The following is a 25,696-nucleotide window of genomic DNA, read 5'->3' as shown; positions in this document are numbered from 1 at the left end:
TCAGGTTCAGAATAGTGAATATCTTGTTCCAGAACCCTTGATTCACTATTTGCCGCTTTAACTCTGCAAATACTCCCCCGGCAGGCGTTCGGCTAGAAAGTCCATAAACAGCCGGGCGCGCTGTGAAAGTGTGGCTTGGCGGTAGTAAACAGCATTGACGGCCTGCATTTGAAGTTCGGTATGACTGGGCAGCACATCGACAAGTGTGCCCGCCTTGCGGGGCTTGATGGTCATGAAGTCGGCAAGGCAGACGATTCCTTCACCTTTAAGCGCTAGCTCAATCAGCGTGCTGCCGCTGGAGGCGGAGAGGGCGGGCATAATGTGTAAGCACTCACCATCGGCACGGCGCAGCGGCCAATGGTTAAGGTGTTCAAGCTGGCTGAAGCCGAGCAGACTATGGTGCTTAAGATCTTCAATACCTTGAGGAGTGCCCGCGCGCTCAAGGTAAGCAGGGCTTGCCAAGAGGCGAAGCGGGCTATGACCCAGGCGCCGGGCATGTAACGAAGAGTCGTCCAGCTCCCCGATACGAATGGCGAGGTCCACACGCTGTTCCAGCAGGTCAACAAAACGGTCGTGGGTATCCAGCTGTAGCGTAATGCCGGGGTAGCGGGCACGAAACTCACCAAGTACCGGCACAACGACAAACTGCATAAAGCTGGGCGCAGCGTTCACTCGTAGCCGCCCTTGAGGTTGGCCGTGGTGATGCTGAACGGACTCTTCTGCGGCTTCTACCGCCGTTAGTATGCGGCGGCAGTGTTGTAAAAACGTTTCTCCCTCTTCCGTTAGCTCCAGGCGGCGGGTGGTTCGGCGTAGCAGGGTGGCGCCAAGCTTGAGCTCCAGGCGGTTAAGCGCTCGGCTAACGCCCGATACCGTAATGCCCAGCCGTTCGGCGGCGCCGGTGATCGAGCCGCTGTCCACCACGGTGATAAATGCTTGCTGCTCTTCAAGCGTGGTTTTCATAAGCGTTGCTCTTGCCTGTCCAGGTTAAATGTCGTTGTTGATTTTATATCAAAAGTCTCTTGCCCGTGGACGGGTTTTTCCATGCTTTTAAGCACCCCATAATCAGCGGCATTCAAGCCATGTTGGTAGGGTTGTCGCCTATCAGCAGGCAAACTATCTATTGGGCGAGAGGTTTTTAACGATGAAGATTCTGTTAATCAATGGCGGCAAGCCGTTCGCACATTCTGGCGGTGAACTCAATAATACGCTGCATGATGTCGCGTGGCGTACGCTCGCCGAGTTGGGCCATGAAGTTCGCGAGACGGTAATTGAACAGGGTTACGAAGCAGAGGCCGAGGTGGAAAAATTCCTCTGGGCAGACACCATCGTCTATCAGATGCCGGGTTGGTGGATGGGCGCGCCCTGGAGCGTTAAACGCTACATTGATGAAGTCTTCACCGCTGGGCATGGCTCGCTTTATGCCAGCGACGGCCGCTCGCGCCAGGATCCCACCAGGCAGTACGGCAGTGGCGGCTTGCTGCAAGGGCGGCGCTATATGCTGTCGCTCACCTGGAATGCGCCGCTGGCCGCCTTTGATGAGGCAGATAACTTCTTTGAAGGGCGCGGTGTCGATGGCGTTTACTTCCCGTTCCATAAGTCTCAGGAATTTGTTGGCCTGAAAGCGCTGCCTACGTTTATCGCCAACGATGTAATCAAGGCGCCAGACGTTGCACGTGATATGGCCGCTTATGCCCAGCATCTAACGCGCCTGTTCGGCTAAGCGCATTGCTTTTATTACGGGGTTAGCGATCTTGTGCTTCTTGAGTCAATTTACCCAGTAACCTCGTAAGCATCGTGCCCTCGCATTAACTAAAAGCGCCACGTAATGCCGGCGAGAGGTCCGCCCATTTCGATATCGATAAGTGAGTCTGTTTCATCGCGTTTAACCGATAAATGGCGATAGCCGCCTGAAAGATAAAGCGTATCGCTGAACTGATAGTTGAGTGTAGCGACAACTTGCCAGGTGTTTTTTTTCGACATCTCCAGGCCGCCTATATCTGCATGAAGCAGTGTGGACCAGTTGGGTGCCCAGTGTGATCGCAGGCGTGCCGCCACAATAGGGTCTACCCACTGTTTGGTTTTGGCTACATCAATGCCCAGCGCAGGAATATTGATATCGGTATCAATTTGCCAGGTACGTGCGCCTGCCAGTAGGTCAAGCTGCTGTGTCGGGGTTGTTATCACTTGATAACCCGCAGCGGCCGTTATAAAACGCTGGCGTAGCTTGCTATTCGCGACAATGCCGAAGAGTAGCGTGCTTGCCTGGCTAAGGGAGGCCCAGGAAATATCGCCAAAAAGTACCAAGCGGTCCTGGCGTGCGGTGCCGGTCATGAAAAAGGCGCCATCCAGGTCATCCAAAATGCTGCTGAAAGAGCGTGAAGTACTAACGGTAGGGGCATTTTCAAGCGGGCGCACATCGCCTGCCAATCCGGCCATCCAGACATAGGGGGTAAGCTGAAAGCGCCAAGTCTCCTTATTAATGTCATCAGCGTTGGAGGGCAGGGCAAGGCCTGCTGCGATAAGACCTATAATGGCTGAAAATGACCGCAATCGACGCATCTAAAGGTTCCCCTGCTGTGTTTTATTCGGTTTCCGCTCTTTTTTGATTAACACGCTGCTTATCCCAACGCCGTTTTGGGGAGACGTTTTATCGGCCTCGTTAGATTAAGCTATCGTGAGGTTCGATGCTTTGCAAGTCGCTAATATGACGCTAGTCACACTGCTTTCACCCAACCTAAGTGGCGCTATGCAGCTTTGTTGTAAGGCCTTATGCGTAGGCATAACAGGCCGACTCTTTATGTGTGAGGTGGTGGGCCGTATTAATATTGCTGTTTATTACTCCGCCTTGCGTCCTACCTAAAGGTAGGCTGTACTTGATTTTTCACCTTCACTGACATGGATAGTCCAGTAACGCTGGATGTTAGTGTAGAACTTTTGACTCCCAAGTGAATATGGGGCTTATGAAAGCACATGGCTCGTGGCCTACATGGGTGGTACTGGTAATTGTATTCGCGTTTTCTAACCTCTGTGCCGCGCAAACTCAGGGCGAAGAAGGCGAAGAAGCTACACAGTGGTTTACCACGGATGAACTGAATGTAGGGCTGGGTGAAGCGCCCGACGAGATTAACCGTATGTCGCCGAGGGAGGCGATTCGGAGTTTTCTTGAGCTGACTGAGGAGGAGGACTATCAGGGGGCCGCCCACGTACTGAATCTTGCCGAACTGTCACCAGAAGAGCAGCAGGAGCGTGGACATGTGCTGGCCAGGCAGTTAGCCGAGGTATTCCGGCGCGGTGAGTGGCTGAGTGCGTCGAACCTTTCAGGCCGCCAGGATGCCGTTATCGAAGACACCACGGGCGAAAACCCGCTCGCTGGTAATCCGCGACGGGATATTGAGTTGGCCTCACTACAAGCCGATGGTGAAGCCTACGACATTCGCCTGGGGCGATACCGAGTAGGAGACGAAGACCCCATCTGGCTGATCATGCCGGGAAGCGTTACCTCAATCCCTTTGCTTTACGATGAGTATGGCCCCTCCATGGTTGAGGAGTATATACCCGACCGATTTAAAACCACGTTCGGCTTTCTAATGGTGTGGGAGTGGATTGCCGTCCCCGCCTTTCTTCTATTAATTGTACTGCTGGGCTGGGGCATCTACACCTTTGTGGGCCTGATGGCCCGATGGCTACCTTCTGGCGCGCTCAGTATTTTTGCCGCGCGTATCAAGGGGCCGATGTCGCTCATCGCCATGTCGCTTGTCACGCAGATGCTGCTTGAGTATGTCGTCTCTTTCTCTGCAGTGGCAATGACCACATTCCGTGTTCTGTTGATTACTGTTATGGCGTGGGGAGTCGGCACGATTGCGCTGCGTTTGGTGGACACAATCATGCTGCGCATGGCCCGGCGGCTAGTGGGGGAAATCGACGACACCAAACCAAAGGATGAACGTAGGCTTCTCACCACGCTCTATGCGGTGCGTCGGGCCGTGATATTGGTGATGGTGTCGGCGGTGACCATCTACGTGTTAAGTCAGATCCAGCTCTTTGAGACGCTTGGTCTTTCATTGCTGGCCTCGGCCAGTGTGTTGGCGGTGCTGGTGGGTATTGCCGGGCAGGCCGTGCTGGGCAATATTCTTTCATCGATGCAGTTATCGCTTGCCAAGCCGATTCGTATCGGCGATTTGGTGATTTTTGAAGATGAGTGGTGCTATGTGGAAGGTATTTTCTATACCTTTATTCGGCTGCGGGTGTGGGACGACCGGCGAATCGTTGTTCCGGTAACGTACTTTGTCTCTAGGCCTTTCCAGAATCTGTCGGTCAAGAGCGCGAAAATGTACCGCAGTATGGAGCTGATTCTGCATCTAAGTACCGATATTGCGTTATTGCGCAAGAAGTTTCTAGAGTATGCCAAGATGGAAGATAGTGTCATCGAGCATCATAAACTTCTGTGCTACGCGACGGGGCAAACAGCGACAACGTTGGTGATTACCTGCTACTTTGTGGCTTCTGATCCCATGTCGGGCTGGACCGCTGAAATGAATATTCGGGAAAAGCTGCTGACCTTTATACGTGAAGAGCATCCCGATTGGTGGCCCAGGGACGTTATGGTGATTAGCCATCAGGATATTGCCCGTGCAGAAGGCACCAAGCCTCATAAAACCATTATGGGGACGAGCAGTGAAAAAAACGCTTCAGACTCTGAGCCGCGTAAGGAAGTGTAACCTTTGTGAAGTAGCGCACGCAGGGGTCACAAGGTTATCCCATACGAGCTGATAGCAGATTCTGGGGGGCTTCAGGCACGTTAGCCTAAGCACTCAACCCTTCGATTTTATTTTCTTTCACTTATGGCGCGACACCCTGATAGCAAAACATCGAGCTATGGGGCGTTCGCGCTTGGTTACCGTGCGCGTATAACAAATGTTCTCCGTTGCTTCTAAGTGCTTGCCCACACAATGACCTTTCACGCACACCCAAAAACCTCAGCAAGCAGTTTTTCAGAAAATGACCAGTACCCGCGTTAAATACATATTCTCAATAAGTGTGTAATACGTTAATGCAATTATGCTTTAGGCTAATACCCAATGATAGGGCGTACTTGTAAGGTGCGCATGTCTAATAAATGCCTGTATTGCTAATTATTCGAAGAATTCATTAGACAAAAAATACAGGCTTATAATGATTTTAATCATACGGTTTTTTGCTTTATACACGTCATAAGGGAACACCAAGATGTTTAGCACCAGGCTCTCAATGTTAACCGGCGCTATGCTGGTCGGATTAGTTACCGTTTCAGCTCAGGTGCAGGCAGCGACCACCCTGCGCTTGGGATGGACCACAGCGGATAGTGAAGTTGATCCTTACGCGATTGCCGCACGCTATTTTGCTGAAGAGTTAGAAAACGCCGCGCCAGGCGAGTTTGATGTTAGGTTTTTCCCGAATCACCAACTGGGTGACGATACGGAAATGCTACAGGGTATGCAGCTAGGTATTCTGGACGCAGCGGTTATCACTGGAACTCAAATCAGCACCATCGATTCCAGTTTTCAGCTCAATGATTTGCCCTTCCTCTATGCCAACAGTGAGCAAGCTCACGAGATTCTTGATGGTGAGATTGGGCAAGAGCTTATGCAGCGTCTCGAACCGCAGGGAATTATTGGTTTAGGATTTGCTGAGGCTGGTTTTCGCCATACGATTAACAACGAGCGCGCAATAACATCACCTGAAGATTTCAGCGGCATTAAACTGCGCGTACAGCCGAGCGATCTTTACATAGAGAGCTTCCGTGTCCTGGGGGCGAACCCTCTTCCCTTGGCTTGGAGTGAGTCATTCACTGCGGTACAGCAAGGCACCATAGATGGCTTGGAAATTCCCTTGGCGGTGATTTTTGCCAATAAATATCCTGAGGTAACAGATTATCTTTCTCTGACAAGCCATACCTACAATGCGTTGGGGCTGCTGATTTCAAAGCAAGCCATGGACGGCCTGTCTGCTGATATGCAGAACGTTGTTCGTGAGGCTGCCGCCAAGGCGATTGAGCGTCAGCGCGAGACGATTGCGGCCAATAACGAAGAGATCCTTGTTCAGATCGCAGAGCAGGGTATGGAAATTAACGAGATCGAAAACGTTGAGGCTTTCCGTGAAAGAGTCGCACCTGTCTATGAAGAGTACCGCGGCAAAATCGGTGCCGATCTTGTTGATCGTACCCTTCAGCTCGTAACTGAATAAATCGCTGAATAAATCCCTCGCCCGGCCTAAGGCCGGGCAGTTTTGACGCCAGGTAGCCATCATGTACCGTTATATTGATGCGTTCAGTCAAAGGCTAGCTACGCTTAGCCAGTATGTAGGCGCCTTTTCCGCTGCGGTGATGGTTCTCACCCTTTTGTTAGGTGTTTTTTATCGATATGTGCTGCAAGACTCGCTGTCCTGGTCAGATGAGATAGCGCTGCTGGCGGCCTCTTGGACCACCTTTCTTTTTTCTAGTGCCTTGGTACGTCGGTTTGAGCATGTCCGCGTGACGCTTTTTCTGTCGCTACTGCCTGATGCACTATCGGGCTTATTCGAGCGTATCAACGTTCTTCTTGTACTGATATTCGGTATTGCCATGGTTTGGACGGGTTATGGCTTTATGGAATTTACGATCAACCAGGTCTCTCCTGCCATTCGTTATCCCCTCTGGGTAAAGAACGCTGCATTGCCGGTTGGGGGCGCCCTCATCTGCGTCCACGCTATCGCCTTGCTGTTTAGGCCAGGCTCGCTCAATGCCTTAAGGGAACAAGATAATGGATGACACAGGCCTCGTTCTTATATTCGGTCTCTTCGGCCTTTTATTCCTGGGTACTCCCATTGCTTTCGCGCTTGGCCTGCTGGCCTTGGTCGGCATTTGGATGGCTGATCTCAATCTTTTGATTGCGGCACAGCGCTTTATGGCCGGCAGTAGCTCAACCAGCCTGCTGGCGATTCCTGGGTTTATACTTGCAGGCGCGCTAATGGGCGCTGGAGGGTTGTCACGACGCCTCGTCAAAGTAGCCTCTACCTTTATAGGTCACTTCCCCGGCGGCCTTTCGATGTCAACCGTCGGTGCGGGTACATTCTTTGGTGCTATTTCTGGTTCTGCCCCTGCTACGACAGCGGCTATTGGCTCCATTATGATTGATGAGCTTGAGTCGCGTGGCTATAAGCGTGGGTATGCCGCTGCACTATCAACGGCGGTAGGGCCTCTTGGCCAAATGATCCCTCCCTCTATTCCTATGGTGATATGGGGCGTGCTGTCAGAACAATCGATCTCCAAACTCTTCCTGGCAGGCGTTGTTCCGGGGCTTCTTGCTGCCGCAGGTTTTTGTGTCATCAGTTATTTCTATGCCAAGCGACAGGGGATTGTTAGCGACCCCCGGGCGTCCGGTGCTGAGATTCTTTCAGCGCTGCGGGAAGGCTTATGGGCGCTGCTTGCTCCGGTTGTCATTCTGGGCGGTATCTATGGAGGTATCTTTACACCGACAGAAGCGGCGATGGTCGGTGCGCTCTATAGTGCTGTGATAGGGCTTTTCGTTTATCGCGACCTACATTGGCGCCAACTGCCGGGCTTGTTAATCAGCGCGATGCGCACAACGGCCGTGATCATGTTTATTATTGTGACGGCCTATGGTTTTGCTTGGGTCATCGCGAGTGAAGAGTTGCCTACTAAAATCACCGAGCTGATTCTAGGGGTCACTACCAACCCTCTCTTGCTATTGCTGTTTATCAATCTACTTTTGCTGTTGCTTGGTGCCGTAATGGACAATATTTCAGCCATGGTGATTATGAGTGGCGTACTTATTGGCATCGGCGCACAAATCGGTCTCGACCCCATTCAGTTGGGCGCTATGGTAGTGATCAATTTTGCTGTAGGCATGGTTACCCCTCCGCTGGGTTACTCCATTTTCGTGGCTTCCTCCATTAGCGGAATGAGTATCGAGCGGATCGCAACACACCTGTTGCCGTTCCTGGGAGTACTTCTGCTGGTGATAGGGCTCATTGCCTATGTTCCCGCCGTTACGCTATGGCTGCCGAGTGTGCTTGGATGATATCCGGCTCACAGCCGCCTATACGTGGTCGACGCTTGTCATCTGAAGCAGCGGCTACGCTAGAGCGCGAAATTCGCGAAGGGATTTATCTTCCCAACGCGAAGCTGCCCACTGAAGCGAGCTTGATGGAGCGCTTTGGTATGAGCCGAGCCGTCATTCGTGAAGCGATTGCCGAGTTAAGGCAAACCAACCTGGTTTATACGCAACAGGGTAGCGGTACGTTTATAGCCGCTATTTTGCCCGAAAGGTCTGCATTTGCACTGAATGTGAATGAGATTGATCAACGCGAACTGCGATTTATTTACGAGATGCGTAGAGAAATCGAAGCAGGGGCGGCTGCGCAGGCCGCCACTCACGCTACTCAAAACCAGCGCGATGAGATTGCGTTGGCGCTTGAGCGGCTTGCTATCAGCCTGGAGCGTAAAGTGGACGGCGAAAAATACGATCTCGCCTTGCATCAAGCCATTGCTGCCGCCACAGGCAATCATTTCTTCTGCGATTTTATAGACTTCTTTTATAACCGTATGTCCATGGCTATCAGTACCGCACGTCGACATACGGCCCGTGACGCCAAGCTTGAACAGATCGTTCAGGTCGAGCATCAGAATATCGTTGATGGAATCCTGAATGCTGAGCCAGAAGAGGCGCGGGCGGCCATGCGGCTACACCTGACCAATGCTTCGCGTCGTCTTGGCTTGCTTTCCACTGAGTCGAAGGGATCCTAATGTTAGTACCTGATATTTTAGTACCTGATATACCCGCTCCCCACCCCAATCCCCGAGCACCCAAGCGCAAGCTTCCAAAGGGGGCCTGTGATTGTCATGCTCATTTATTTGGCCCGGCTACGCAGTACCCTTATCAGCCGGATCGTAGCTACACACCGCCTGATGCAAGTTTTGACAGCTACCAGCACATGCTGTCGGTGATGGGGTTTGACCGTGCTGTGTTAGTGCAGCCCAGCGTGTATGGAACCGACAACCGCCGATTGATTGACGGGCTCCAACACGCTCAAGCTTGCAATCTTGAATGGCGCGGTATTACTGTTTTAAATACCGATACCAGCGATGAAGAGATTGCTCGTCTGCATGAGCTAGGCGTGCGGGGGATTCGCATTAATATGCTTTTCCGAGGCGGCATCGATTTTGACGCGGTTACCGCACTCAGCGAGCGGATTGCGCAGTGGAATTGGCATGTCCAGTGCCTGATTGATGTGTCCAATTTTAACGACCTTGCCCATACCCTGGACCGTTTGCCGGTATCCAAGGTCATTGACCATATGGGGCACATGCCTGTCTCTAAAGGGATTAATGACCCAGGTTTTAAGCATCTGCTTAATCGAATTGAAAAGGGCGACACATGGGTCAAGCTCTCGGGCCCTAACCGTATGACGCTTAAAGCCAGTGCGCCTTATCAGGATGTAGACCCCTTCTTCCATGAGCTAACTCGCCGTAACTCGGATCGGTGTGTGTTCGGTACAGATTGGCCCCATGTGCAGCTGCCAGGGCCTATGCCAAACGATGGCGACCTGGTAGACGAGCTCCTGCGGCTTATAGATGACCCCGCCACGCTCGAGAAGGTACTTGTCCATAACCCTACTAAGCTGTACGACTTTGAAGGTTGATTGTCTGGTAAGTAAGGAGCTATGTAAGGAAGCTTTGCACATAAAAGCGATGCTTTAAAACTGAAGCGCCCCGCAAACCCTTCCACAATGAAGTGTATAAGAGGGCGGGGCACTTGGACACACATTTCGCTGCTATAATGATGGCGCGATTTATATCCGCAAAGGCCTGTTTTTTTTAAGAAAATGCTTAAGCGAAGATGCGGAAGCGTTCTTCGTCATCCATAAATGTCTTCTCGCCTAACGGCGCCTCATGAGAGCCGAAGGGCATTTGCGCACGCAGTTTCCAGGAAGCCGGCAGGTCCCAGGTTTCAAATACGGCGTCGTCGATAATCGGATTATAGTGCTGCAGGCTGGCGCCGATATCGGCCTCGGCAAGGGCGGTCCAAACGGCAAACTGGGCGATGCCCGTGGCGTGTTCTGACCAGGCAGGGAAGTTGTCGGCGTAAAGTGGAAACTTCTCCTGCAATCCTTTGACAACGTCCTGATCTTCAAAAAACAGTACGGTACCCGCGCCAGCGGAAAAGCTATTGATCTTTTGCTCGGTCGGCGCAAAGGATTCAGCAGGCACGATGGCACGCAGCGTATCCAGCACCAGTTGCCAGAACTTGTCGTTCTGCTCGTTGAACAGAATGACTGCGCGCGAGCTTTGGGAATTGAAGGCAGTGGGGGCCTGTTTCACCGCTTCCTTGATCAGGGAAGTGGCGTCGGTTTGACCGATGGAAATGTTTTTACCAATAGCGTATTGACTACGACGTTGCTTGTAAATATTGATGGCTGGGTTGGACATAAAGCATTCCTCTTTTAGTGGGTAGGAGCCTTTACGAAGCAGTAATTTCATAGGACTATTAGCTTAACTTAATACACATTTATTCTGGATGCTATAAGTAAAAATTATCGGCTCGGATAAAAAAGCGCTTCTTCACACCCGTAATTAAGCCTTTGAAACCAGGCAGTTCTTTTAGACACTGCCTGGTTTCTACAGCGCTAATGGGAGCCCATTATTCACGGTTGGGCTACTGTAGCGAGGGCTGCTCGCTTTCGGTTAGTTGTTCCTGCGCCAAGCGTTTGGCACCGGCGATATCAGGCTTCCCGGAACCTAGTTGTGGTAATTGATTAACGGTGAACCAGTGGCTGGGAATCATTAGCGATGAGATACCCTGGCCGCGCAGGGCCGTTCTGACAGCCTGTGCATCCAGCGGGGTTTCCGAGAGCAAGACAATACGCTCGCCTTTATGAGCATCCGGTATGTTGACCGCCATGATGGCGGTATCGGGGTCGGCAAGCGTGGCTTTAACAGCCTGCTCCACCGCGCCGAGGCCAATCATCTCACCGCCAATTTTAGCGAAGCGTGAGTAGCGATCAACAATGGTCAGAAAACCATCTTCATCCAGATAACCCTTGTCTCCAGTGATATACCAGCGCTGGTCGTTGAGATTGCACACTACCTTGGCGGTACGTTCAGCATCGTTCAGGTACCCTTGCATGACCTGCGGTCCGCTAATCAAAATCATACCTGCTTCGTCAGTGGAAAGTTCTTCAAAACTCTCTGGGTCAACAATTTTGAAACTCGTGCCGGGTAGCGGCATGCCGACGGTGCCTATCTTGGCTCCTCGCTGCACTTGCAGGTAGTTTACATCCAGCGTATCGGGAAGATTAACCGCCGCTACCGGCGAGGTTTCGGTTGCGCCGTATCCTTCATAAATCAGCTTATGAAATTTAAGCTGGAACGCGCTGCGTACGCTGTCGTCGACCTTTTCCGCCCCGGCTACTACCACTCTGATGCTATCCAGCATGAGCGGATGAACATTGGAGCTGCGAGTGAACAAGCGCAGAAACGTCGACGTGCCACACATAATGGTTGCCCGGTGCTTGGCAACCGCTTTTGCAATACCCGCCGCATCGGTCGGGTCGGGGTGGCACACCAGGGGCAGGCCCTCAATTAACGGTAAGAACTGAGTAACCGTGAGGCCGAACGCATGAAACAGCGGAAGCGAGCCCATCATGACGTCGTTATGCTCGGTATTCAGCGCGTCGGATGTTTGCTTAACGTTCGCCATTAGGTTGCGGTGGCTTAACATCACGCCTTTTGGCTGTCCTTCGCTACCGCTGGAAAACAGGATGGCGGCGGTGGCCTCGGCATCATGTGCTCGGCAGTAGCAGAGGCGCAGCAGCCAGGTCGGCAGCAAGCGGACGCTAAGCCATGTGCCTAAGCGTTCAGCCCGGCCCATGGAGGCTTGTAGTGTTTCCAGGTAAACAACGTTTTGCTTGGCAAGTAACGCCGATACATCAAGCCCTCGGGCGTTAAGTTTTTCCACGAAACGCGTAGACGTGAGAACGGTATCTATCCCCGCTTGCGAAAGGGCCGAAGCCAACGCATCGCCGCTGGCGGTGTAGTTAAGGTTTACCACCGTTTTTCCGGCCAGCAGTGTTGCCATATTGGCGAGTACACCCGCGCTACTGGTAGGCAGTAACAAGCCGATGTTCTGCGCTTTGCTCTGTTTGCGGATGCGCTTGGCCATCAGAATACTCGCCGTGAGGGCTTTAGCGGCACTCAATGGGCGGCTGATCGTGTCCGTGAGCGCCAGCTTTCCTTGGCGGCGTTTTACGCTGCGTATCCAAGCATCCGGCAGGGTGTGCAGGTTCTCCATCGAGAGCTGCCAGGAGCGGGTAGCCTGCTCAAAGATGCGCCGCTTGAGTACATCGGCTGGGGTCTCTTTTGGCAGCGCTTGGCCAAAGACCACAACGATAGAGCGGTGTAGCGGTGCATGGCGTAGCTCTTTAAGCTTGCTGGAAGAGTGCGAGAACTGGCTGCCCCATAGTCCACGTAGATAAAATGGTACGATTTTTACGTCGGGATTGGCCATTTTGCAGGCCCGCTCATAGCCTCGGCGAAATTCGCCCAGCTGCCCGGTGCGGCTGATAGCGCCTTCCGGAAACAGGCAGACCACTTCACCTGCGTTGAGCAATTCGGCAACGCTATTAAGTGCCCGCTCGGCGGCAGCGCCGCGCTCAATGGGGATACAGCCCAGTGCTTTAAAAAACCAGCGCAAATACCAGCGCTGATAAATGCTTTTTAGCATCACAAAACGCACCGGCCGAGGGCTTGCGATCTGTACCATGGCCCAATCAATCCAGCTGATATGGTTGCCCAGTAACAGCACGCCACCCTGGGCAGGCAGGTTTTCCAAACCGTAAACATCAACGCGATAGCGGCGGGTTAGCAGAAAGCCCAGTAAAAAACGCACCAGACTTTGGGGCAGTTTGATAATGGTGTAGCCACCCCCTATCATCGCTACGCTAGCGATCACAAGTAATAAATAGTGGCTATCCACGCCCGCTAAAGCGAACAGCGCCGTGAGCACCAAAAAGCCCAGCATGGCGATATTTTGAATCCAGTTATTGGCTGCCAACACCGTGCCCAGCTCGTTATCCGCAGCGTGGAACTGGATCAGGGCGTTGAGCGGCACAATAAACAGCCCGCCCATTAAACCGATAAACACAAAATTAAGCGCTTGGCTGAGTGGCGTTGTGAGTAGCGGTAAGCACCATAAACCTACGGCAACGCCCAGAGCGCCCACTGGAATTAAGCCGGTTTCAATACGGTTGCGTGAAAGACGACTGGCCAGCACCGAACCCAGCGCAATACCGATGCCGCTAGCGGCGAGAATGCCTTGCAGCACCAGCGTGTTATCAATGCTGAGTGCGGATTTGGCGTAGGCAGGGAAGGCGGCTAACAGCACTTGGCCAACAGACCAGAAGGTGGCAAGACCGATAATCGACAGCCTTAACACGGGCTGGCGTGCAACGATGCGTAGGTTATCTTTAAGCGCGCTGCCTTTTATATAGCGCTTCCAGGTTAGCGGTGTGCTGGGCGGCTGTGGGGTATCCAGCGGCAGCCGATAAAGCGCCACCACCTGAATAATGCTATTGAGCACTAATAGCCAGCCTAGCGGAGCAATTTGGCGCAGCAACTGCTCAGGGGGTTGGTTGGCCAAGGGGGTCCATGCTTCAAAGAAGGCAGTAAACACCACCGTGCCCGCTAAAATGGCACCAATGGTAACGGCCTGGACGATACCGTTCGCTTCGGCCAAGCGGGGTTTCCCAAACAGCGTTTTGACCATGCCGTATTTGGCAGGCGAGTAAAAGGCTGACTGTATCGCCAGCAGAAGCGTCATCGCAAAAGCCAGCCAAAACCAGCCTTGATAATAAGCCGCCGTAATGCCTAGTGATACCACGACCGCTGCCCACGCCGAAACGCGTAGGATACGTACTTTGGGATAGGTATCAGCCGCGTGACCTGATGGGCTAAACAGTGCAATGAACGGGAGCAGGATTAACCCGTTCACCAGCGCTGTAAGCACTATTTGGGTGGTGCCATCGTAGCTTTTGAAGATCGAATTCTGAATCACGATCTTGTGCCCTAAGTCGAGAAAAGCATTAAGAAAGATAGCGATGAAGTAGGGCCATGCGCCCTTCATCTGTAGCACTCTTTGCATGTTCACTAAGCCTTATAAACCCCTTTAGATGGTAGCAATCTGTCCAAGTCAGGCCTTGGGTGCAACCTTGTTAGACCAGGTTGTGTTATATGTGCTTTAAAGTATCATTATTTGCTACGTTGAGGTGTCTGGAGGCGCTTATGTCCCAAGTGGGGTGTTTAATTGATACGTTGAAGCGCCAGCTTCGTGCTCAGGGTAAAACCTATGCCGATGTGGCTCAGTGGCTGGGCCTAAGCGAGGCGTCCGTTAAGCGTTTGTTTGCTGAAAAGCACTTTACCCTGGCGCGGCTTGAGTGCATCTGTGATCAACTCAATATCGAATTTGCCGAGCTGGTACAAGCCATGCAGGCAGAAGAGCTACGGCCCCAGCAATTGACCCAGGCTCAGGAGCAGAGCATCGTTGATGATCGTGAGCTATTTCTGGTCGCTGTCTGTGTTGTTAATGGCTATAGCTTTGACGAAATTCATCATCAGTATCAGTTAAGCGAGACGGAGTGTACACGTCAACTGCTTAAGCTTGAGCGGCTAAAGCTTATTGAGTTGCTACCTGGTAATCGTATTCGCCGCCGCGTAGCTGCCAATTTCCGCTGGCGCTCTGGCGGCCCTATCCAGCAGTTCTTCCAAACGTATATTGCGAATGAATTTTTTCGCTCACGCTTTGATGGCGAAAGCGAGCAACTGCTGGTCCTCAATGGTCTGTTGTCCCGAGCAGGCAATGACGAGTGGCAGCAGATAATGCAGCGCCTGGCCAAGGAGTTTCACGCCCTGTGCGAAAGAGAAAGTAGTTTGCCTCTGCATAAGCGTTTTGGCACTACGTCGGTATTAGCGGTACGCCAATGGAAATATGCGTTGTTTCAGGACTATACGCGACAGTTGGATAATTCTTAATGATGTGGGGATGTATTTTGAAAGGTCTCCGCCTCTTGGGTTATCCATTCGCTAAAGTGTGTGACCGCTTCGGGTGCGCCTCCGCTCGCCGGTAGAATAAGATCGTAAGCAAAGCGAGATACGAGCGCGTACTTCTCTTTAAAGGGACGTACTAACACACCACTCGCCAGCCGGTCGGCAATTAAGGGGTAGCTTGCCAGTACTACGCCTTGGCCAGCAATGGCTTGGTCTAGCGCCAAACTATAAAGCGAGTATTGCATGGGGGTGGGTAAGCGGTGGTTTTTTACACCGACGCTATTAAACCATTCGCTCCAGCTCGGTACAGGACTGAAGGCCGGAGTATGCCGATGCCATTCAACCGAAAGCAGCGGTTGTGCCAGCAAGTCTTCTGGCACCCTAATTTTATTTTTGAAAAGCAGCGCAGGCGAGCACACAGGAAATAGCACGTCTTCGAATAATCTAATGCTATTGACGCCTTGCCACGGGCCTTGGCCATAACGCAGTGATAGCTTGGCACGGTTAGGCAACCACAGTGGTGGCGTTAAATTCGCATCGGCATCAAGCGATATATTGATGCCGCGTTCACGCGCTTCGAATCGATGAAGTCGCGGTAGTAGCCAAAGCTGTAAAAAAGAAGGTGGCGCGCTAATAACCAGCTCAAAAGCTTCGCTAGAGCGCTGTGTGATATGTTCCACCCCACTTGCAATACGTGATAACCCCGCCTGCACATCGTCGAGCAGCATTTTACCCGCCTCGGTGACTAACACGCCATTGGCGTGTCGCTCGAAAAGAGTGACGCCCAACCTTGCCTCTAGCTGTTTGACTTGGCGACTAACGGCACCAGGAGTCACGCTGAGCCGAGTGGCGGCTTTTTTGAAGCTGTTTTCACGAGCAGCCTCAGAGAAAGCTCGCAGTGCATTAAGCGGTAGTCTTTCAATTTTCATAGCGTGAGTTTTACTAAGCCTAGGTCGGATAAGTAATCGTTTGTAGAGAGTTTCCTCTGCTGATGCAATAGCCGTCTTATTGCATAGCGAGGTCTACATGCGCAATCTTGAGCCAGATATAGCAACAAAGATTTACCACAAGGACGTCGTTTTTGAGCGAAAACCCCTAGGGCGAAGAGCGGCATCGTTAATGCTTCTCTTCTGTCTGATATTAGGGTTTCAGCAGGTTGCTATAAAAGGGGTGGCTGAGGAAATATCGCCACTGTCTCAAATTGCTTTACGCTCTTTGCTTGCCGCTATGCTGGTAATACCTTGCGCGCTCTGGCAAGGCATTGGTTGGCGAGATGTGCGCGCGCATTGGCGGCCGGGGTTACTCGTTGGCTTAGGTTCCACGAGTGAGTTTGTCTTTTTGGCTTGGGGGCTTCATTACACGCTGGCTTCTCACATGTCTATTTTTCTCTATACGGCGCCTATTTTTGCGGCGTTAGGACTGCATTTAATGGTTCCGGGGGAGCAGTTGGCTCAACGCCAGTGGTGGGGTATTGGCTTGGCTTTTACAGGTATGACCATTGCGATAGCGCCCGGTCAAGCGGGCAGTATGGATACGGAAATACTGATCGGTGACATGATGGGAATATTGGCGGGGTTATCTTGGGCCACGACGACGGTGGTGATACGCAGAAGCTCGCTTTCCGAGCAGCCCGCTGAACTCACATTGAGCTATCAACTAAGTGTAACGGCACTGCTGCTATTGCCAGCTGCGTTAATATCGGGGCAGTTAATGAGCGCTCAGTTTACCTCAATGGCCATTTTAAGCCTTGGGTTTCAATCAATCATCGTTTCCTTTGGCGCCTTGCTACTTTGGTTCTCGTTATTGCGGAGCTATCGTGCATCGCAGTTAGGTGTGTTCTCTTTTTTAGCACCGCTTTTTGGCCTGCTTTTTGGTACCCTACTGCTCAACGAGCCGTTGAGCTTTAACTTTTTAATCGGTGGTGTGGCTATCATGATCGGTATCGTGGTGGTAGTGCGCTAACTACTGACTCATCCTTCGCTGAAAAAAATCATTTTATGTTATCGAACGCGTTTAAAGCGCTGGCCTGCCCGCTTGACGGCGGCCCGCTCACTCAAGCGGAAGGCGTATGGTGCTGCACGGTTGGGCACAGTTTTGATATTGCCAAACAGGGTTATGTAAACCTGCTGCCTGTTCAGAACAAGCGTTCAAACGACCCCGGTGACAGTAAGGCCATGGTGGCTGCACGGCAGCGTTTTTTGAATGCCGGGTGTTACCAGCCTGTTGCCGAAGCTGTTCGTCACGCTGCCTTGAGCGGTGCCTCGGGAAACGAAACTCTTAGCTGCCTGGACGCAGGGTGTGGTGAAGGCTACTACTTGCGTCAATTAGCCAGCACTGCGCTGCAAATACCGCTTGCTTTGATCGGCCTGGACATTTCCAAATGGGCGGTTATGGCGGCGGCCAAACAGGATCATCAGCAAGAGCAGAATCGTCAACAGGAACAGGGTCATCAGCCAGGGCAGGACCGTCGGCATGCAGCCACGTGGGTAGTGGGCAGTAATGCCAATTTGCCCGTGCTGTCGGCCACGCTGGATAGGCTGCTCTGTATGTTCGGCTTTCCCGTGATGAGTGAGTTTGCCAGAGCGCTTAAGCCGGGAGGCTTGTTGTTGCAAGTAGAGGCAGGATCAAATCACCTGCGCGAATTGCGTGAAATTATTTATCCAACGCTTAAACCTGAGCGCAATGCAGAACCCTCTGTGCCAGAAGGATTTAGCTTGCAGGCAACCGACACGATCCGCTATCCGCTGACACTGAATGACAAAGATAGCATTGCGGATCTTTTGACCATGACGCCGCATCTTTACCGAGCAAGTACAGAGGGCCGTGAAAGGGCAGCAGCACTTGAAACGCTAACCGTGAGCGTTGATGTACGGCTTATTACGTGGATTAAAAATACATAAAAGCGAGAAACGGACAAGTCGTGGGTGAGGCTTGTCTTGTTTTGCCAAGCCCAAACGCAACAAGGCCCGCCGAAGCGGGCCTTGTCAGTCAGACCCTAAGGTCTGAACAAACACTTAATAATAAATATTAAGAAGTTTGCTTGATGTTAGAAGCCTGAAGGCCTTTTTTACCCTGGGTAACGTCAAAAGAAACGCTAGCGCCTTCTTGAAGGGTTTTGAAGCCGTCAGACTGAATTTCGGAGAAGTGTGCAAACAGGTCGTCGCTGCCGTCAGAAGGAGCGATGAAACCGAAGCCTTTAGTGTCGTTGAACCATTTAACTGTGCCAGTTGCCATGATTAAATCCTTTCGCGCATAAGCGCCGTAATAAAGTTCCTGGTATTACCCAGATTGAAGTAGCGGGTGAAACAAGGAATACAATATCAGGCTGCCGAAAGAATCGTACGCTTCTGAAACCATGCTGCTTGCTAACCAACTGGCGCTACATTGCCATGATTCGCGGTGCGCGTCAATGGGTTTTTGCATTTGTTTTCTAAGCCCAAGGCAATATTTCACTCTTGCACACCACTGGCCATGTCTCGAGTGCTAAGTACTTAATACTAATTGCTTAGTGGCTGCGCTTGCGCATGGTGAACTGTAATAACGCACCGCTTGCGGCAAGCGCACCGGCACTTAACGCAAGCGTCCAAAGCGGAAAGGCACTGGCAAGCATAAGCCCGCCTGCCGCCGCCCCAATCGCGCTACCCAGGTAAAGCGCTGACTCGTTTAGGGCCACGGCGAGCTGGCCATCGCCATGCGGTTTGCGAACGTGCATTAGTGCATTATTTTGCGGTACCTGTAACGCCCAGCCGACGGCTCCCCATAGGGCGATAGGCACAAGCGCGAGCCATGGATGCAGAGCGGCAGCAATTGGCAAACTTATCAGCGAAACGGCCAGGACCAGCATAATAGTCAGTACAACGCTGGAGCCTTGGCGTTTATCCACAATCGGGCCAATTAAAAAGCTGCCCAAAATCCCGCCAACGCCCCAAACCCATAGATAAAGTGCCATAGAGGGAGAGCTGCCAGACGTCGATGCTGCTATAAGCGGTGAAATAAAGGTGTACATACCAAGGCTTGCTACGGCAGCTAACAGCGATACAGCTAGAACGGTCATGGTCGCGGGGTGCTTCAAGATGACCAATTTGCGCCGCAACGATATAGAAGGCGCTGCGGGAATATTGGGTAGCTTGTAGTGCAGGCCTGCCAAGGAAATTGCGCCGAGCAGAGCAATCATCCACATGGCCGAAGCCCAGCCCAACTGTCCGGCGAGCAACAGACTAAGCGGCACGCCCAGCACGGTGCCACTGGCCATACCGCCCATAATTATCGCGATGGCATTGCCGCGTTTCGCTTCAGGCGCCAGTGCCGCCGATGCTGCAATCCCTAGCGCCAGATAAACCCCGGCTCCCACGCCAGCGAGTGCTCTCCAGGCCATCAGCATGACAAAACTTGTGGTCAGCGCGCTTGCTACATTTGCAATAACGAACATCGCCAATGCGATGATTAACCCTGTGCGCTGCTGATGACCTGGCAGGAGCGCGACCACGATGGGGGAAACCAGGCCATACGCTAGCGTAAACGCCGTTACCAGTTGTGCAGCCATGACATCTGATACTAAAAAATCGTGAGTAATCAGGGGAATAAGGCCTGCAGTGACATAAGACGCCATCCCCAAAGAAAAGGCGCCCAAGGCAATTAAGTAAATCGATAGTCGAGAAGAAAGTGCCATTAGGCTCTCCAGTCAGGCTCATACATTACTTGGCAGCCGTATCTTGCAGACGGCTCCAAGCGGTGAGGGCGCTATTCTGGAGAGGCTTTAAAGGGGGTACAATTTAACCATTTATACTATTACTAAAGGCAACAAGATGGCGGCAGTACGTTCGTTAAATCGCACCCGAACCGAGCTTGGGGAGTTCCTGCGTAGCCGGCGCGAGCAGGTAACGCCTGAAGAGGTTGGCTTGCCCGTGGGTAAGCGGCGGCGCACGCCTGGCTTACGCCGCGAGGAAGTCGCGGCACTCGCCGGGGTTGGGTTGACCTGGTACACGTGGCTGGAGCAAGGGCGCGATATTCGTGCCTCGGCGGATTTTCTCGACCGCCTTGCGCGTACGCTTAAGTTTGATGCCACCGAGCGGCGCCATCTGTTTTTGCTGGCGCACCAACGCCTCCCCGCTGAGCCGGGAAAAACATGGTGCATAGTGCCGCCCTTGATACATCGTCTGATGAACGATTTACCCACTCGGCCTGCCTACGTGTTGAATTTGCGCTGGGATGTGCTGGCCTGGAACCACGCGAGTGATCGTCTGTTTGGCTTCTCTAAACACCCACCGGAGCAGCGCAATCTTCTGTGGCTACTGTTTGCCGATGCAGCCACTCGCGGGCTTTTCGACCCTTGGGAAGAGCAGGCTCGCCAAATGCTCGCCAGCTTTAAACGCGATGCGGCCCGCGCGCCTGAAGACCCGGCGATCAATACGTTGATTAAGATGCTGATCCACGCGGATAAAGATTTTAAAACGTGGTGGGTAGGACAGGATATCCACGGGCCTTGCCACGGCGTTCGACACTTTTACGTCGCGCCGTTAGGGGCGCTCGATTTTGAGCATACCTCGTTGTTGGTTGACGAAGACCGCCACCTGCGGCTGGTCTATTACGTTATTAAAAGCGACGCCGCTAACAATGGCATGGGCACCGAAGAGGCGTTTAACCGCTGGCTTCAGGATGCCCAAACGCCAACATCATAATGAGTGGTTTTAGGCTTTTTCCAATACCCAGCCCTCTGGCGTAGCGCATAGGTAGTCGGTCAGCGCGAGGTTGTGCAAGAACTCCAGGTCATGAGAGGCCACTACCAGCGCACCTGAGTAGCCTCTTAACATGCTTTCCAATGCCTGTAGCGAGGGTAGGTCGAGATGGTTGCTGGGCTCATCCAGAAGTAACAGCTGCGCGGGCGGGTCGGCATATAGCGCGCACGCCAGCGCTACCTTTAGCTGTTCACCACCGCTTAGCTTCCCGCAGGCAACGCTAATTTTCTCAGCCGTTAGCCCAAGGTGTACTAATCGTGTTCGCAGCAGGCTGGTCGGTGCTGCTCGGTTGGCGGCTGCTAACTGCTCTATAGCGCTCCGGGTTTTATCCAGCTGAGCCAGGTGTTGATCGAGATAGGCGCTTCTGACATGCATACGGCGTTCACCCTTTAGGGGTAGACGCTGTTCAGCCAGGAGTTTAAGCAGAGTGGATTTACCCGAGCCGTTGGGGCCAACAATGCCTAAACGCTGCTGTCCCGTGAGGCTGAGATTAAGCTTCCCGGCAACGTAAGGAAGTGTGATATCCGTTAGCTCAGCAATGATCCGCTGGGCAGGCTGCACGGCAATGTCATGCAGCGCGATATGCGGATCTTCAGCAAGCTGCTCCCGGGCTTGCTGAATAGCGTTCAGGTGCTGGCTGCGTGTTTCTGCCTGCTGGTGGGCAAGACGCCCAGCGGAAAGTTCGCTGCGCTCTTTTTGACGATCCAGCAGGATTTTTGCCTGATTGGCCTCATGCCGCTGGCGGTTGCCACGCGCCTGACGTTGCGCTTGGCGTTCATGTTGTTGATGCAGCACGCGCTCTGCACGTTTTTTCTCTTTTTGATGGTGTTCCAGGCTAGCTTGAGCCGCTGCTTGTTCGCTCGCCTTTTGTTCGGCGTAAAAGGTGTAATTGCCGCCATAGCTGCGTAGCCCCAACGTTGACAGCTCAACGATACGTGGCAGGTGGGCGAGCAGTTGGCGGTCATGGCTAACAACCAGCAGCCCCTTGGGCCAGCGGGTTAGCTGCTCAATAAGCGCTTTTCGGCTTGGGCCGTCCAGGTGATTACTCGGCTCATCCAGAATAAGAAAGTCCGCACTCGATAATAGTACGCCGATCAGGGCAACGCGCATGGCTTCACCGCCGCTTAATGTCGCCGCTGGGGTTGTCGAATCAAGGTGGGCAAGGCCACTGTGCTCAAGCTCGCGCTGTAGCGTCTGGCGGATATCCCATTGATCGCCTAGTGCATCAAAGTCTTCGGTGTTCGTGCTGCCCGCCTCAATGCGGGCCAGTGCCGCTAACGTAGTGCCCAAGCCTGCCAGGTCGGCTACCGTGCCGGATACCTCTTGGGTAACGCGTTGCGATAAATAGCGCACTTCACCTATGCGAAGGCAGCGCCCTGTTGAGGGTGTGATGTCGCCAGCCATTAGCCTTGCCAGCAGCGTTTTACCCACGCCATTGCGCCCCACCAAGCCAGTAGGCGTTGTATCGAAGGTTTCCGTTAGCGCGGAGAATAAAACGTGACCGTTGGGCAGCGTATAAGAAACGCTATCGAGCGAAATAAACGTCTTCGTCATCGGATGTACCTATCAATGCCAAACATTCCCCTTTTGATAAGGGATGGAGAACGTGGCCGTCGGAAACAGGACGGCAGCATTAATAGCGCATTGGACGAATACCTTAATCAGAGGGAAGGCTTCTAGCCTAGTCAACTTATGTTGCTTTTCCAAGGCCTTTGCCGCGCTATCTGCCTGCTGATCTACACTTTCTGACAAGGATTTTGTATCTCGCTAGATACGCGCAATAGGCACTCAATGGAAAGAGAGCAAACCATGATGTACGACGTGGCAATTGTAGGCGGCAGCTATGCCGGGATGGCCGCTGGGCTGCAGCTGGCCCAGACAAGGCGCCATATAGTAGTGGTGGATACTGACCAGCCGCGTAACCGGTTTTCCGCTCGGTCGCGGGGATTTTTGACGCAGGATGGTAAGTCGCCCGAGGACATTGTGGCGGCAGGCTACGCGGAACTGGCTCAATACCCGACAGTTGACTGGCACAAAGGGGAGGTTGAAACGATTGTCGGCGAAGTGGGAGACTTTACGCTAACGCTTGCCGAGCCACGGGCAGCGGCGTCGTCATTTCGCGCCCGTCGCGTTATTCTGGCCGCTGGCGTAGACGATGATCTTCCCGCCTTGCCAGGGCTTAAAGAGCGCTGGGGCACGCATGTTTTTCATTGCCCTTACTGTCATGGTTTTGATCTAAACCATGGGCATATTGGTGTGTTGGCCCATTCAGCAGCGGCGATGCACCTTGCGCTGATGCTGCCCGACTGGGGCAAAACAACGCTATTTTTGAACGACGCATTTGCGCCTGATAAGTGGCAATTACAAAAACTCGACGAGCGCGGTACGCATATCGAACATGGCGCTGTTGAACGCCTGGCAGGGGAAGGCGTGAAGGTAGTAATGGCCGATAGCCGGGTATTTCCCTTGGAGGGGCTGTTTGTTGTCACTCAAACGATCCCCAGCACGCTGGCGCTGCGCCTTGGGTGCGAAATTGAGACCACGCCGCTGGGGCGTGTTATCAAAACCAGTGCTGCCCAGGCAACCTCCGTGCCTGGCGTTTTTGCTTGTGGTGACATTGCACGGCCTGTGGGTAATCTTTCGCTTGCCGTTAGCGACGGCGCCTTGGCTGGGCAGGCAGCGCACCATTCGCTGGTATTTGATTTATAAATCAGGCTTCAATGGCGCAGTAGAGGAGCCTCTTTCAATGTCAATCAGCGCAGTCTCCAATACGTGTGCTTGTATCGCGAGCCTGAGCCATCAGGCAGCGGCTGGAGGTTCACCGGCTCCGTAGGGTGACGTTTTCTGCTGGCGGGCTCTAATAAGCTTTCTGGGTAAAGGTGACTAACATGGCGGCGCTTTTGAAAGGATATATGCGCTCTTCGTTGATTCTACGTGTCACGATCGCGTTGCTGCTGGGTGTGGTGGTGGGTTTGTTGGGTGGGGAAAACATCGCCACTTGGCTGGCGCCGGTCGGCGACCTACTGCTGCGTCTGCTGACGTTTCTAATTGTACCTATTGTACTGTTTACGCTGATGGTCGGGGTCAACCAGTCAACGGTGGGTGGCGTCGGCCGCGTTGGTCAAAAGGTGCTGCTGTATTACCTGGCTTCTTCTGCGTTCGCAATTGTGGTGGGGCTATCGGTTGCCTCACTACTTAATCCAGGCAGTGGCATGACGCTGGATGACAGTGCGAGCTTCTCAGTGCCGGAGAATCCGGGACTCGTTGATGTACTGCTTAATATCGTACCGAACAACATTATTGGCGCGTTGGCTGATCAGAACCTGCTCGGCATCATTTTTACCGCGTTGGTATTCGGTATCGCTTTGATGAAAGTGCGTCAAAGCGAAACGCACGGCAAAAGCGCCGAGCGGTTGTATGAAATGATCGAAGGCTTGAATGCTGTGACGCTGAAGGTGATGTCGGGCGTGCTGCATGTCGTACCGATTGGGGTGTTCGCTATCGTGGCGGAAACTGTCAGCCAGCAGGGGTTTGAAACACTACTGTCATTGGGTGACATGGTGATCGTGCTTTACATTGCCCTGGCCGTTCAATTGGCGATTTACTGCGTCATTATGCGTCTTTTTGGGGTGAAACTGCGCCGCTTTTTTCGGGAGGCTCGCACACCGATGGTCACGGCGTTTGCCACGCAAAGTAGCGCGGGCGTGCTGCCACTGACCATGGATGCCGCCCGCCGTATGGGCATCGCGCAAAGTGTGTATGGGTTTAGCCTGCCACTGGGAGCGACCATGAACATGGATGGCGCGGCGATTCGGATCGCTATTTCCGCGGTGTTTGCTGCTAATGTGATCGGCGCACCGCTGGACCTTGCCAGCATGGCTCAAATTGTCGTGATCGGTACGCTGATCTCAGTTGGCACGGCGGGCGTGCCGGGGGCGGGTATCATCATGATTGCCACCGTGTTTGCTCAGGTAGGGCTGCCGATCGAAACCGTCGTACTGTTAACCGCTATTGATGCGTTGGTAGGAATGGGCGCTACCGCCCTGAATATAACCGGCGATTTAGTGGGCACGGCAGTGATCGCCAAAAGTGAAGAAGGCAAACAGAAAGATGTGCCTTTAGACGATATATCTTCCACAGTGAAAGAGTAACGAGCAAGGCCATTAATCGACAGGAGACGCCGGGATGAATGACCAGGAACTCACTTACTTGACCCGTGCCATTGAGCTGGCTGAAGAAGCCCTTGATGCGGGCGATGAACCCTTTGGCAGCGTGCTGGTAAGTGCACAAGGGGATATTCTTGCCGAGGACCGTAACCGAATTGTCAGCGGTGACGTGACGCAGCATCCCGAGTTCACGCTGGCACGTTGGGCAGCACAACACATGACGCCAGAGGCGCGCGCCAAGGCAACGGTGTATACCACAGGCGAGCACTGCGCCATGTGCGCAGCCGCGCATGGGTGGGCAGGGCTTGGTCGGATCGTTTATATCAGTTCATCTGAACAGTTAGGGCGTTGGCTAGATGACCTGGGCGTCGCCCCACCGGCGGTAGCCTCCTTCCCTATTCAGCACATTGTGCCAGGACTTGAAGTAGCAGGCCCGTTAGCGGGGTGGGATGAAAAGGTCCATGCGCTGCACCAACGGCGCCATGCCGTTTAGCTAGCAGCAACAAAAGAGCCGCCCAGGCATTCGTCCAGGCGGCTTCAGGGTTTATCTATGTTGTACAATCAGTGCTCTAAAATCACATAAAACGCATGAATGATGTCGGGGATAAAGTCAAGCAGCGTCAGGATGGTGTTTAGCCAAAAATAGCCTTTTAGGCCAACCTTTAAAATACACCGAACGGCGGTAGGATGATGGCAACAATCATCTTGATCGGATCCGT

At 53.0% G+C, this 25,696-nt stretch carries 23 protein-coding genes; 14 read left to right on the top strand and 9 right to left on the bottom strand.

Features of this window, described 5'->3' with window-relative positions; translation table 11 throughout:
- Positions 1–57: 57 nt before the first annotated feature.
- Positions 58–960, bottom strand: a complete 903-nt coding sequence (locus ACT3TY_RS11885; protein ID WP_444628379.1) for a LysR substrate-binding domain-containing protein — start codon at positions 958–960, stop codon at positions 58–60.
- Positions 961–1,141: 181 nt separating this feature from the next.
- On the opposite strand from ACT3TY_RS11885, the gene ACT3TY_RS11880 reads away from it, so the two are divergent.
- Positions 1,142–1,720 carry an NAD(P)H-dependent oxidoreductase gene (locus ACT3TY_RS11880; RefSeq protein WP_444628377.1) on the top strand — a complete coding sequence of 193 codons (579 nt, stop codon included), beginning with the start codon at positions 1,142–1,144 and terminating at the stop codon, positions 1,718–1,720.
- Between the two features lie 89 nt (positions 1,721–1,809).
- Here ACT3TY_RS11880 and ACT3TY_RS11875 read toward each other — a convergent pair whose 3' ends face one another.
- Complete coding sequence (locus tag ACT3TY_RS11875) at positions 1,810–2,559, bottom strand: hypothetical protein (RefSeq protein WP_444628376.1); 750 nt, start codon at positions 2,557–2,559, stop codon at positions 1,810–1,812.
- 401 nt (positions 2,560–2,960) lie between these two features.
- Here ACT3TY_RS11875 and ACT3TY_RS11870 point away from each other — a divergent pair, with 401 nt between their 5' ends.
- From ACT3TY_RS11870 to ACT3TY_RS11845, 6 genes are all read left to right on the top strand, one after another.
- Positions 2,961–4,718: a mechanosensitive ion channel family protein gene (locus tag ACT3TY_RS11870; protein WP_444628375.1), complete on the top strand. Its 1,758-nt coding sequence runs from the start codon at positions 2,961–2,963 to the stop codon at positions 4,716–4,718.
- A gap of 508 nt (positions 4,719–5,226) precedes the next feature.
- A complete protein-coding gene (locus tag ACT3TY_RS11865; RefSeq protein ID WP_444628374.1) occupies positions 5,227–6,222 on the top strand; it encodes a TRAP transporter substrate-binding protein in 996 nt (331 codons plus the stop codon).
- 61 nt (positions 6,223–6,283) lie between these two features.
- Positions 6,284–6,784: a TRAP transporter small permease gene (locus ACT3TY_RS11860; protein ID WP_441679108.1), complete on the top strand. Its 501-nt coding sequence runs from the start codon at positions 6,284–6,286 to the stop codon at positions 6,782–6,784.
- A complete protein-coding gene (locus ACT3TY_RS11855; protein WP_087108151.1) occupies positions 6,777–8,057 on the top strand; it encodes a TRAP transporter large permease in 1,281 nt (426 codons plus the stop codon). The genes ACT3TY_RS11860 and ACT3TY_RS11855 overlap by 8 nt, the downstream gene beginning before the upstream one ends.
- Entirely contained in the window at positions 8,054–8,782 is a 729-nt protein-coding gene (locus ACT3TY_RS11850; RefSeq protein ID WP_444628373.1) for a FadR/GntR family transcriptional regulator, read from the top strand. The genes ACT3TY_RS11855 and ACT3TY_RS11850 overlap by 4 nt, the downstream gene beginning before the upstream one ends.
- On the top strand, positions 8,782–9,678 hold the full coding sequence (locus ACT3TY_RS11845; protein WP_441679106.1) for an amidohydrolase family protein: 897 nt from the start codon (positions 8,782–8,784) through the stop codon (positions 9,676–9,678). The genes ACT3TY_RS11850 and ACT3TY_RS11845 overlap by 1 nt, the downstream gene beginning before the upstream one ends.
- Positions 9,679–9,865: 187 nt before the next feature.
- On the opposite strand, the gene ACT3TY_RS11840 is transcribed toward ACT3TY_RS11845, so the two are convergent.
- Both ACT3TY_RS11840 and ACT3TY_RS11835 read right to left on the bottom strand, forming a co-directional pair.
- On the bottom strand, positions 9,866–10,465 hold the full coding sequence (locus tag ACT3TY_RS11840; protein WP_192526628.1) for a nitroreductase family protein: 600 nt from the start codon (positions 10,463–10,465) through the stop codon (positions 9,866–9,868).
- A 226-nt stretch (positions 10,466–10,691) separates the two neighbouring features.
- On the bottom strand, positions 10,692–14,174 hold the full coding sequence (locus tag ACT3TY_RS11835) for an acyl-[ACP]--phospholipid O-acyltransferase (RefSeq protein ID WP_444628371.1): 3,483 nt from the start codon (positions 14,172–14,174) through the stop codon (positions 10,692–10,694).
- Between the two features lie 140 nt (positions 14,175–14,314).
- Between ACT3TY_RS11835 and ACT3TY_RS11830 the strand changes: the two genes are divergently transcribed.
- Entirely contained in the window at positions 14,315–15,061 is a 747-nt protein-coding gene (locus tag ACT3TY_RS11830; protein WP_441679104.1) for a helix-turn-helix domain-containing protein, read from the top strand.
- On the opposite strand, the gene ACT3TY_RS11825 is transcribed toward ACT3TY_RS11830, so the two are convergent.
- A complete protein-coding gene (locus tag ACT3TY_RS11825; protein WP_444628370.1) occupies positions 15,058–16,005 on the bottom strand; it encodes a LysR substrate-binding domain-containing protein in 948 nt (315 codons plus the stop codon). The genes ACT3TY_RS11830 and ACT3TY_RS11825 overlap by 4 nt on opposite strands.
- A gap of 97 nt (positions 16,006–16,102) precedes the next feature.
- Between ACT3TY_RS11825 and ACT3TY_RS11820 the strand changes: the two genes are divergently transcribed.
- Positions 16,103–17,038, top strand: coding sequence for a DMT family transporter (locus ACT3TY_RS11820; protein WP_444628368.1), 936 nt, complete (start codon positions 16,103–16,105; stop codon positions 17,036–17,038).
- Positions 17,039–17,073: 35 nt separating this feature from the next.
- A complete protein-coding gene (locus tag ACT3TY_RS11815; RefSeq protein ID WP_444628366.1) occupies positions 17,074–17,976 on the top strand; it encodes a putative RNA methyltransferase in 903 nt (300 codons plus the stop codon).
- A gap of 127 nt (positions 17,977–18,103) precedes the next feature.
- On the opposite strand, the gene ACT3TY_RS11810 is transcribed toward ACT3TY_RS11815, so the two are convergent.
- The gene (locus ACT3TY_RS11810; protein ID WP_018917934.1) at positions 18,104–18,310 is read right to left on the bottom strand and encodes a cold-shock protein; all 207 of its coding nucleotides are present in this window, start codon (positions 18,308–18,310) and stop codon (positions 18,104–18,106) included.
- Positions 18,311–18,581: 271 nt separating this feature from the next.
- Positions 18,582–19,745, bottom strand: coding sequence for an MFS transporter (locus ACT3TY_RS11805; protein ID WP_444628365.1), 1,164 nt, complete (start codon positions 19,743–19,745; stop codon positions 18,582–18,584).
- Between the two features lie 136 nt (positions 19,746–19,881).
- Between ACT3TY_RS11805 and ACT3TY_RS11800 the strand changes: the two genes are divergently transcribed.
- On the top strand, positions 19,882–20,754 hold the full coding sequence (locus tag ACT3TY_RS11800; protein WP_444628363.1) for a helix-turn-helix transcriptional regulator: 873 nt from the start codon (positions 19,882–19,884) through the stop codon (positions 20,752–20,754).
- Positions 20,755–20,763: 9 nt separating this feature from the next.
- Here ACT3TY_RS11800 and ACT3TY_RS11795 read toward each other — a convergent pair whose 3' ends face one another.
- Positions 20,764–22,365, bottom strand: a complete 1,602-nt coding sequence (locus tag ACT3TY_RS11795) for an ABC-F family ATP-binding cassette domain-containing protein (protein ID WP_444628361.1) — start codon at positions 22,363–22,365, stop codon at positions 20,764–20,766.
- A gap of 255 nt (positions 22,366–22,620) precedes the next feature.
- Between ACT3TY_RS11795 and ACT3TY_RS11790 the strand changes: the two genes are divergently transcribed.
- The 3 genes from ACT3TY_RS11790 (at position 22,621) to ACT3TY_RS11780 (ending at position 25,470) form a co-directional block, all read left to right on the top strand.
- The gene (locus tag ACT3TY_RS11790) at positions 22,621–23,520 is read left to right on the top strand and encodes an NAD(P)/FAD-dependent oxidoreductase (RefSeq protein ID WP_444628360.1); all 900 of its coding nucleotides are present in this window, start codon (positions 22,621–22,623) and stop codon (positions 23,518–23,520) included.
- Between the two features lie 179 nt (positions 23,521–23,699).
- Positions 23,700–24,962 (top strand): dicarboxylate/amino acid:cation symporter, encoded by a 1,263-nt coding sequence (locus tag ACT3TY_RS11785; RefSeq protein ID WP_444628358.1) that lies wholly within the window; start codon positions 23,700–23,702, stop codon positions 24,960–24,962.
- A gap of 34 nt (positions 24,963–24,996) precedes the next feature.
- Positions 24,997–25,470 carry a nucleoside deaminase gene (locus tag ACT3TY_RS11780; RefSeq protein WP_087108178.1) on the top strand — a complete coding sequence of 158 codons (474 nt, stop codon included), beginning with the start codon at positions 24,997–24,999 and terminating at the stop codon, positions 25,468–25,470.
- A 68-nt stretch (positions 25,471–25,538) separates the two neighbouring features.
- Here ACT3TY_RS11780 and ACT3TY_RS11775 read toward each other — a convergent pair whose 3' ends face one another.
- Positions 25,539–25,601 (bottom strand): hypothetical protein, encoded by a 63-nt coding sequence (locus ACT3TY_RS11775; protein ID WP_441679125.1) that lies wholly within the window; start codon positions 25,599–25,601, stop codon positions 25,539–25,541.
- Positions 25,602–25,696: the final 95 nt, after the last annotated feature.

It is taken from the genome of Halomonas sp. AOP22-C1-8 (assembly GCF_052378905.1).
GTDB classification, from domain to species: domain Bacteria; phylum Pseudomonadota; class Gammaproteobacteria; order Pseudomonadales; family Halomonadaceae; genus Vreelandella; species Vreelandella citrativorans.
This window is presented reverse-complemented; position numbering and strand designations above follow the sequence as displayed.

What these genes read in the sequence shown, in the direction of transcription:
- ACT3TY_RS11855 (WP_087108151.1), top strand. Translation starts at nt 6,777, where the DNA reads ATGGATGACACAGGCCTCGTTCTTATATTCGGTCTCTTCGGCCTTTTA.
- ACT3TY_RS11880 (WP_444628377.1), top strand. Translation starts at nt 1,142, where the DNA reads ATGAAGATTCTGTTAATCAATGGCGGCAAGCCGTTCGCACATTCTGGC.
- ACT3TY_RS11885 (WP_444628379.1), bottom strand. Translation starts at nt 960, where the DNA reads ATGAAAACCACGCTTGAAGAGCAGCAAGCATTTATCACCGTGGTGGAC.
- ACT3TY_RS11860 (WP_441679108.1), top strand. Translation starts at nt 6,284, where the DNA reads ATGTACCGTTATATTGATGCGTTCAGTCAAAGGCTAGCTACGCTTAGC.
- ACT3TY_RS11800 (WP_444628363.1), top strand. Translation starts at nt 19,882, where the DNA reads ATGGCGGCAGTACGTTCGTTAAATCGCACCCGAACCGAGCTTGGGGAG.
- ACT3TY_RS11835 (WP_444628371.1), bottom strand. Translation starts at nt 14,174, where the DNA reads ATGCAAAGAGTGCTACAGATGAAGGGCGCATGGCCCTACTTCATCGCT.
- ACT3TY_RS11820 (WP_444628368.1), top strand. Translation starts at nt 16,103, where the DNA reads ATGCGCAATCTTGAGCCAGATATAGCAACAAAGATTTACCACAAGGAC.
- ACT3TY_RS11875 (WP_444628376.1), bottom strand. Translation starts at nt 2,559, where the DNA reads ATGCGTCGATTGCGGTCATTTTCAGCCATTATAGGTCTTATCGCAGCA.
- ACT3TY_RS11790 (WP_444628360.1), top strand. Translation starts at nt 22,621, where the DNA reads ATGATGTACGACGTGGCAATTGTAGGCGGCAGCTATGCCGGGATGGCC.
- ACT3TY_RS11865 (WP_444628374.1), top strand. Translation starts at nt 5,227, where the DNA reads ATGTTTAGCACCAGGCTCTCAATGTTAACCGGCGCTATGCTGGTCGGA.
- ACT3TY_RS11795 (WP_444628361.1), bottom strand. Translation starts at nt 22,365, where the DNA reads ATGACGAAGACGTTTATTTCGCTCGATAGCGTTTCTTATACGCTGCCC.
- ACT3TY_RS11805 (WP_444628365.1), bottom strand. Translation starts at nt 19,745, where the DNA reads ATGGCACTTTCTTCTCGACTATCGATTTACTTAATTGCCTTGGGCGCC.
- ACT3TY_RS11780 (WP_087108178.1), top strand. Translation starts at nt 24,997, where the DNA reads ATGAATGACCAGGAACTCACTTACTTGACCCGTGCCATTGAGCTGGCT.
- ACT3TY_RS11870 (WP_444628375.1), top strand. Translation starts at nt 2,961, where the DNA reads ATGAAAGCACATGGCTCGTGGCCTACATGGGTGGTACTGGTAATTGTA.
- ACT3TY_RS11810 (WP_018917934.1), bottom strand. Translation starts at nt 18,310, where the DNA reads ATGGCAACTGGCACAGTTAAATGGTTCAACGACACTAAAGGCTTCGGT.
- ACT3TY_RS11850 (WP_444628373.1), top strand. Translation starts at nt 8,054, where the DNA reads ATGATATCCGGCTCACAGCCGCCTATACGTGGTCGACGCTTGTCATCT.
- ACT3TY_RS11825 (WP_444628370.1), bottom strand. Translation starts at nt 16,005, where the DNA reads ATGAAAATTGAAAGACTACCGCTTAATGCACTGCGAGCTTTCTCTGAG.
- ACT3TY_RS11845 (WP_441679106.1), top strand. Translation starts at nt 8,782, where the DNA reads ATGTTAGTACCTGATATTTTAGTACCTGATATACCCGCTCCCCACCCC.
- ACT3TY_RS11840 (WP_192526628.1), bottom strand. Translation starts at nt 10,465, where the DNA reads ATGTCCAACCCAGCCATCAATATTTACAAGCAACGTCGTAGTCAATAC.
- ACT3TY_RS11785 (WP_444628358.1), top strand. Translation starts at nt 23,700, where the DNA reads ATGGCGGCGCTTTTGAAAGGATATATGCGCTCTTCGTTGATTCTACGT.
- ACT3TY_RS11815 (WP_444628366.1), top strand. Translation starts at nt 17,074, where the DNA reads ATGTTATCGAACGCGTTTAAAGCGCTGGCCTGCCCGCTTGACGGCGGC.
- ACT3TY_RS11830 (WP_441679104.1), top strand. Translation starts at nt 14,315, where the DNA reads ATGTCCCAAGTGGGGTGTTTAATTGATACGTTGAAGCGCCAGCTTCGT.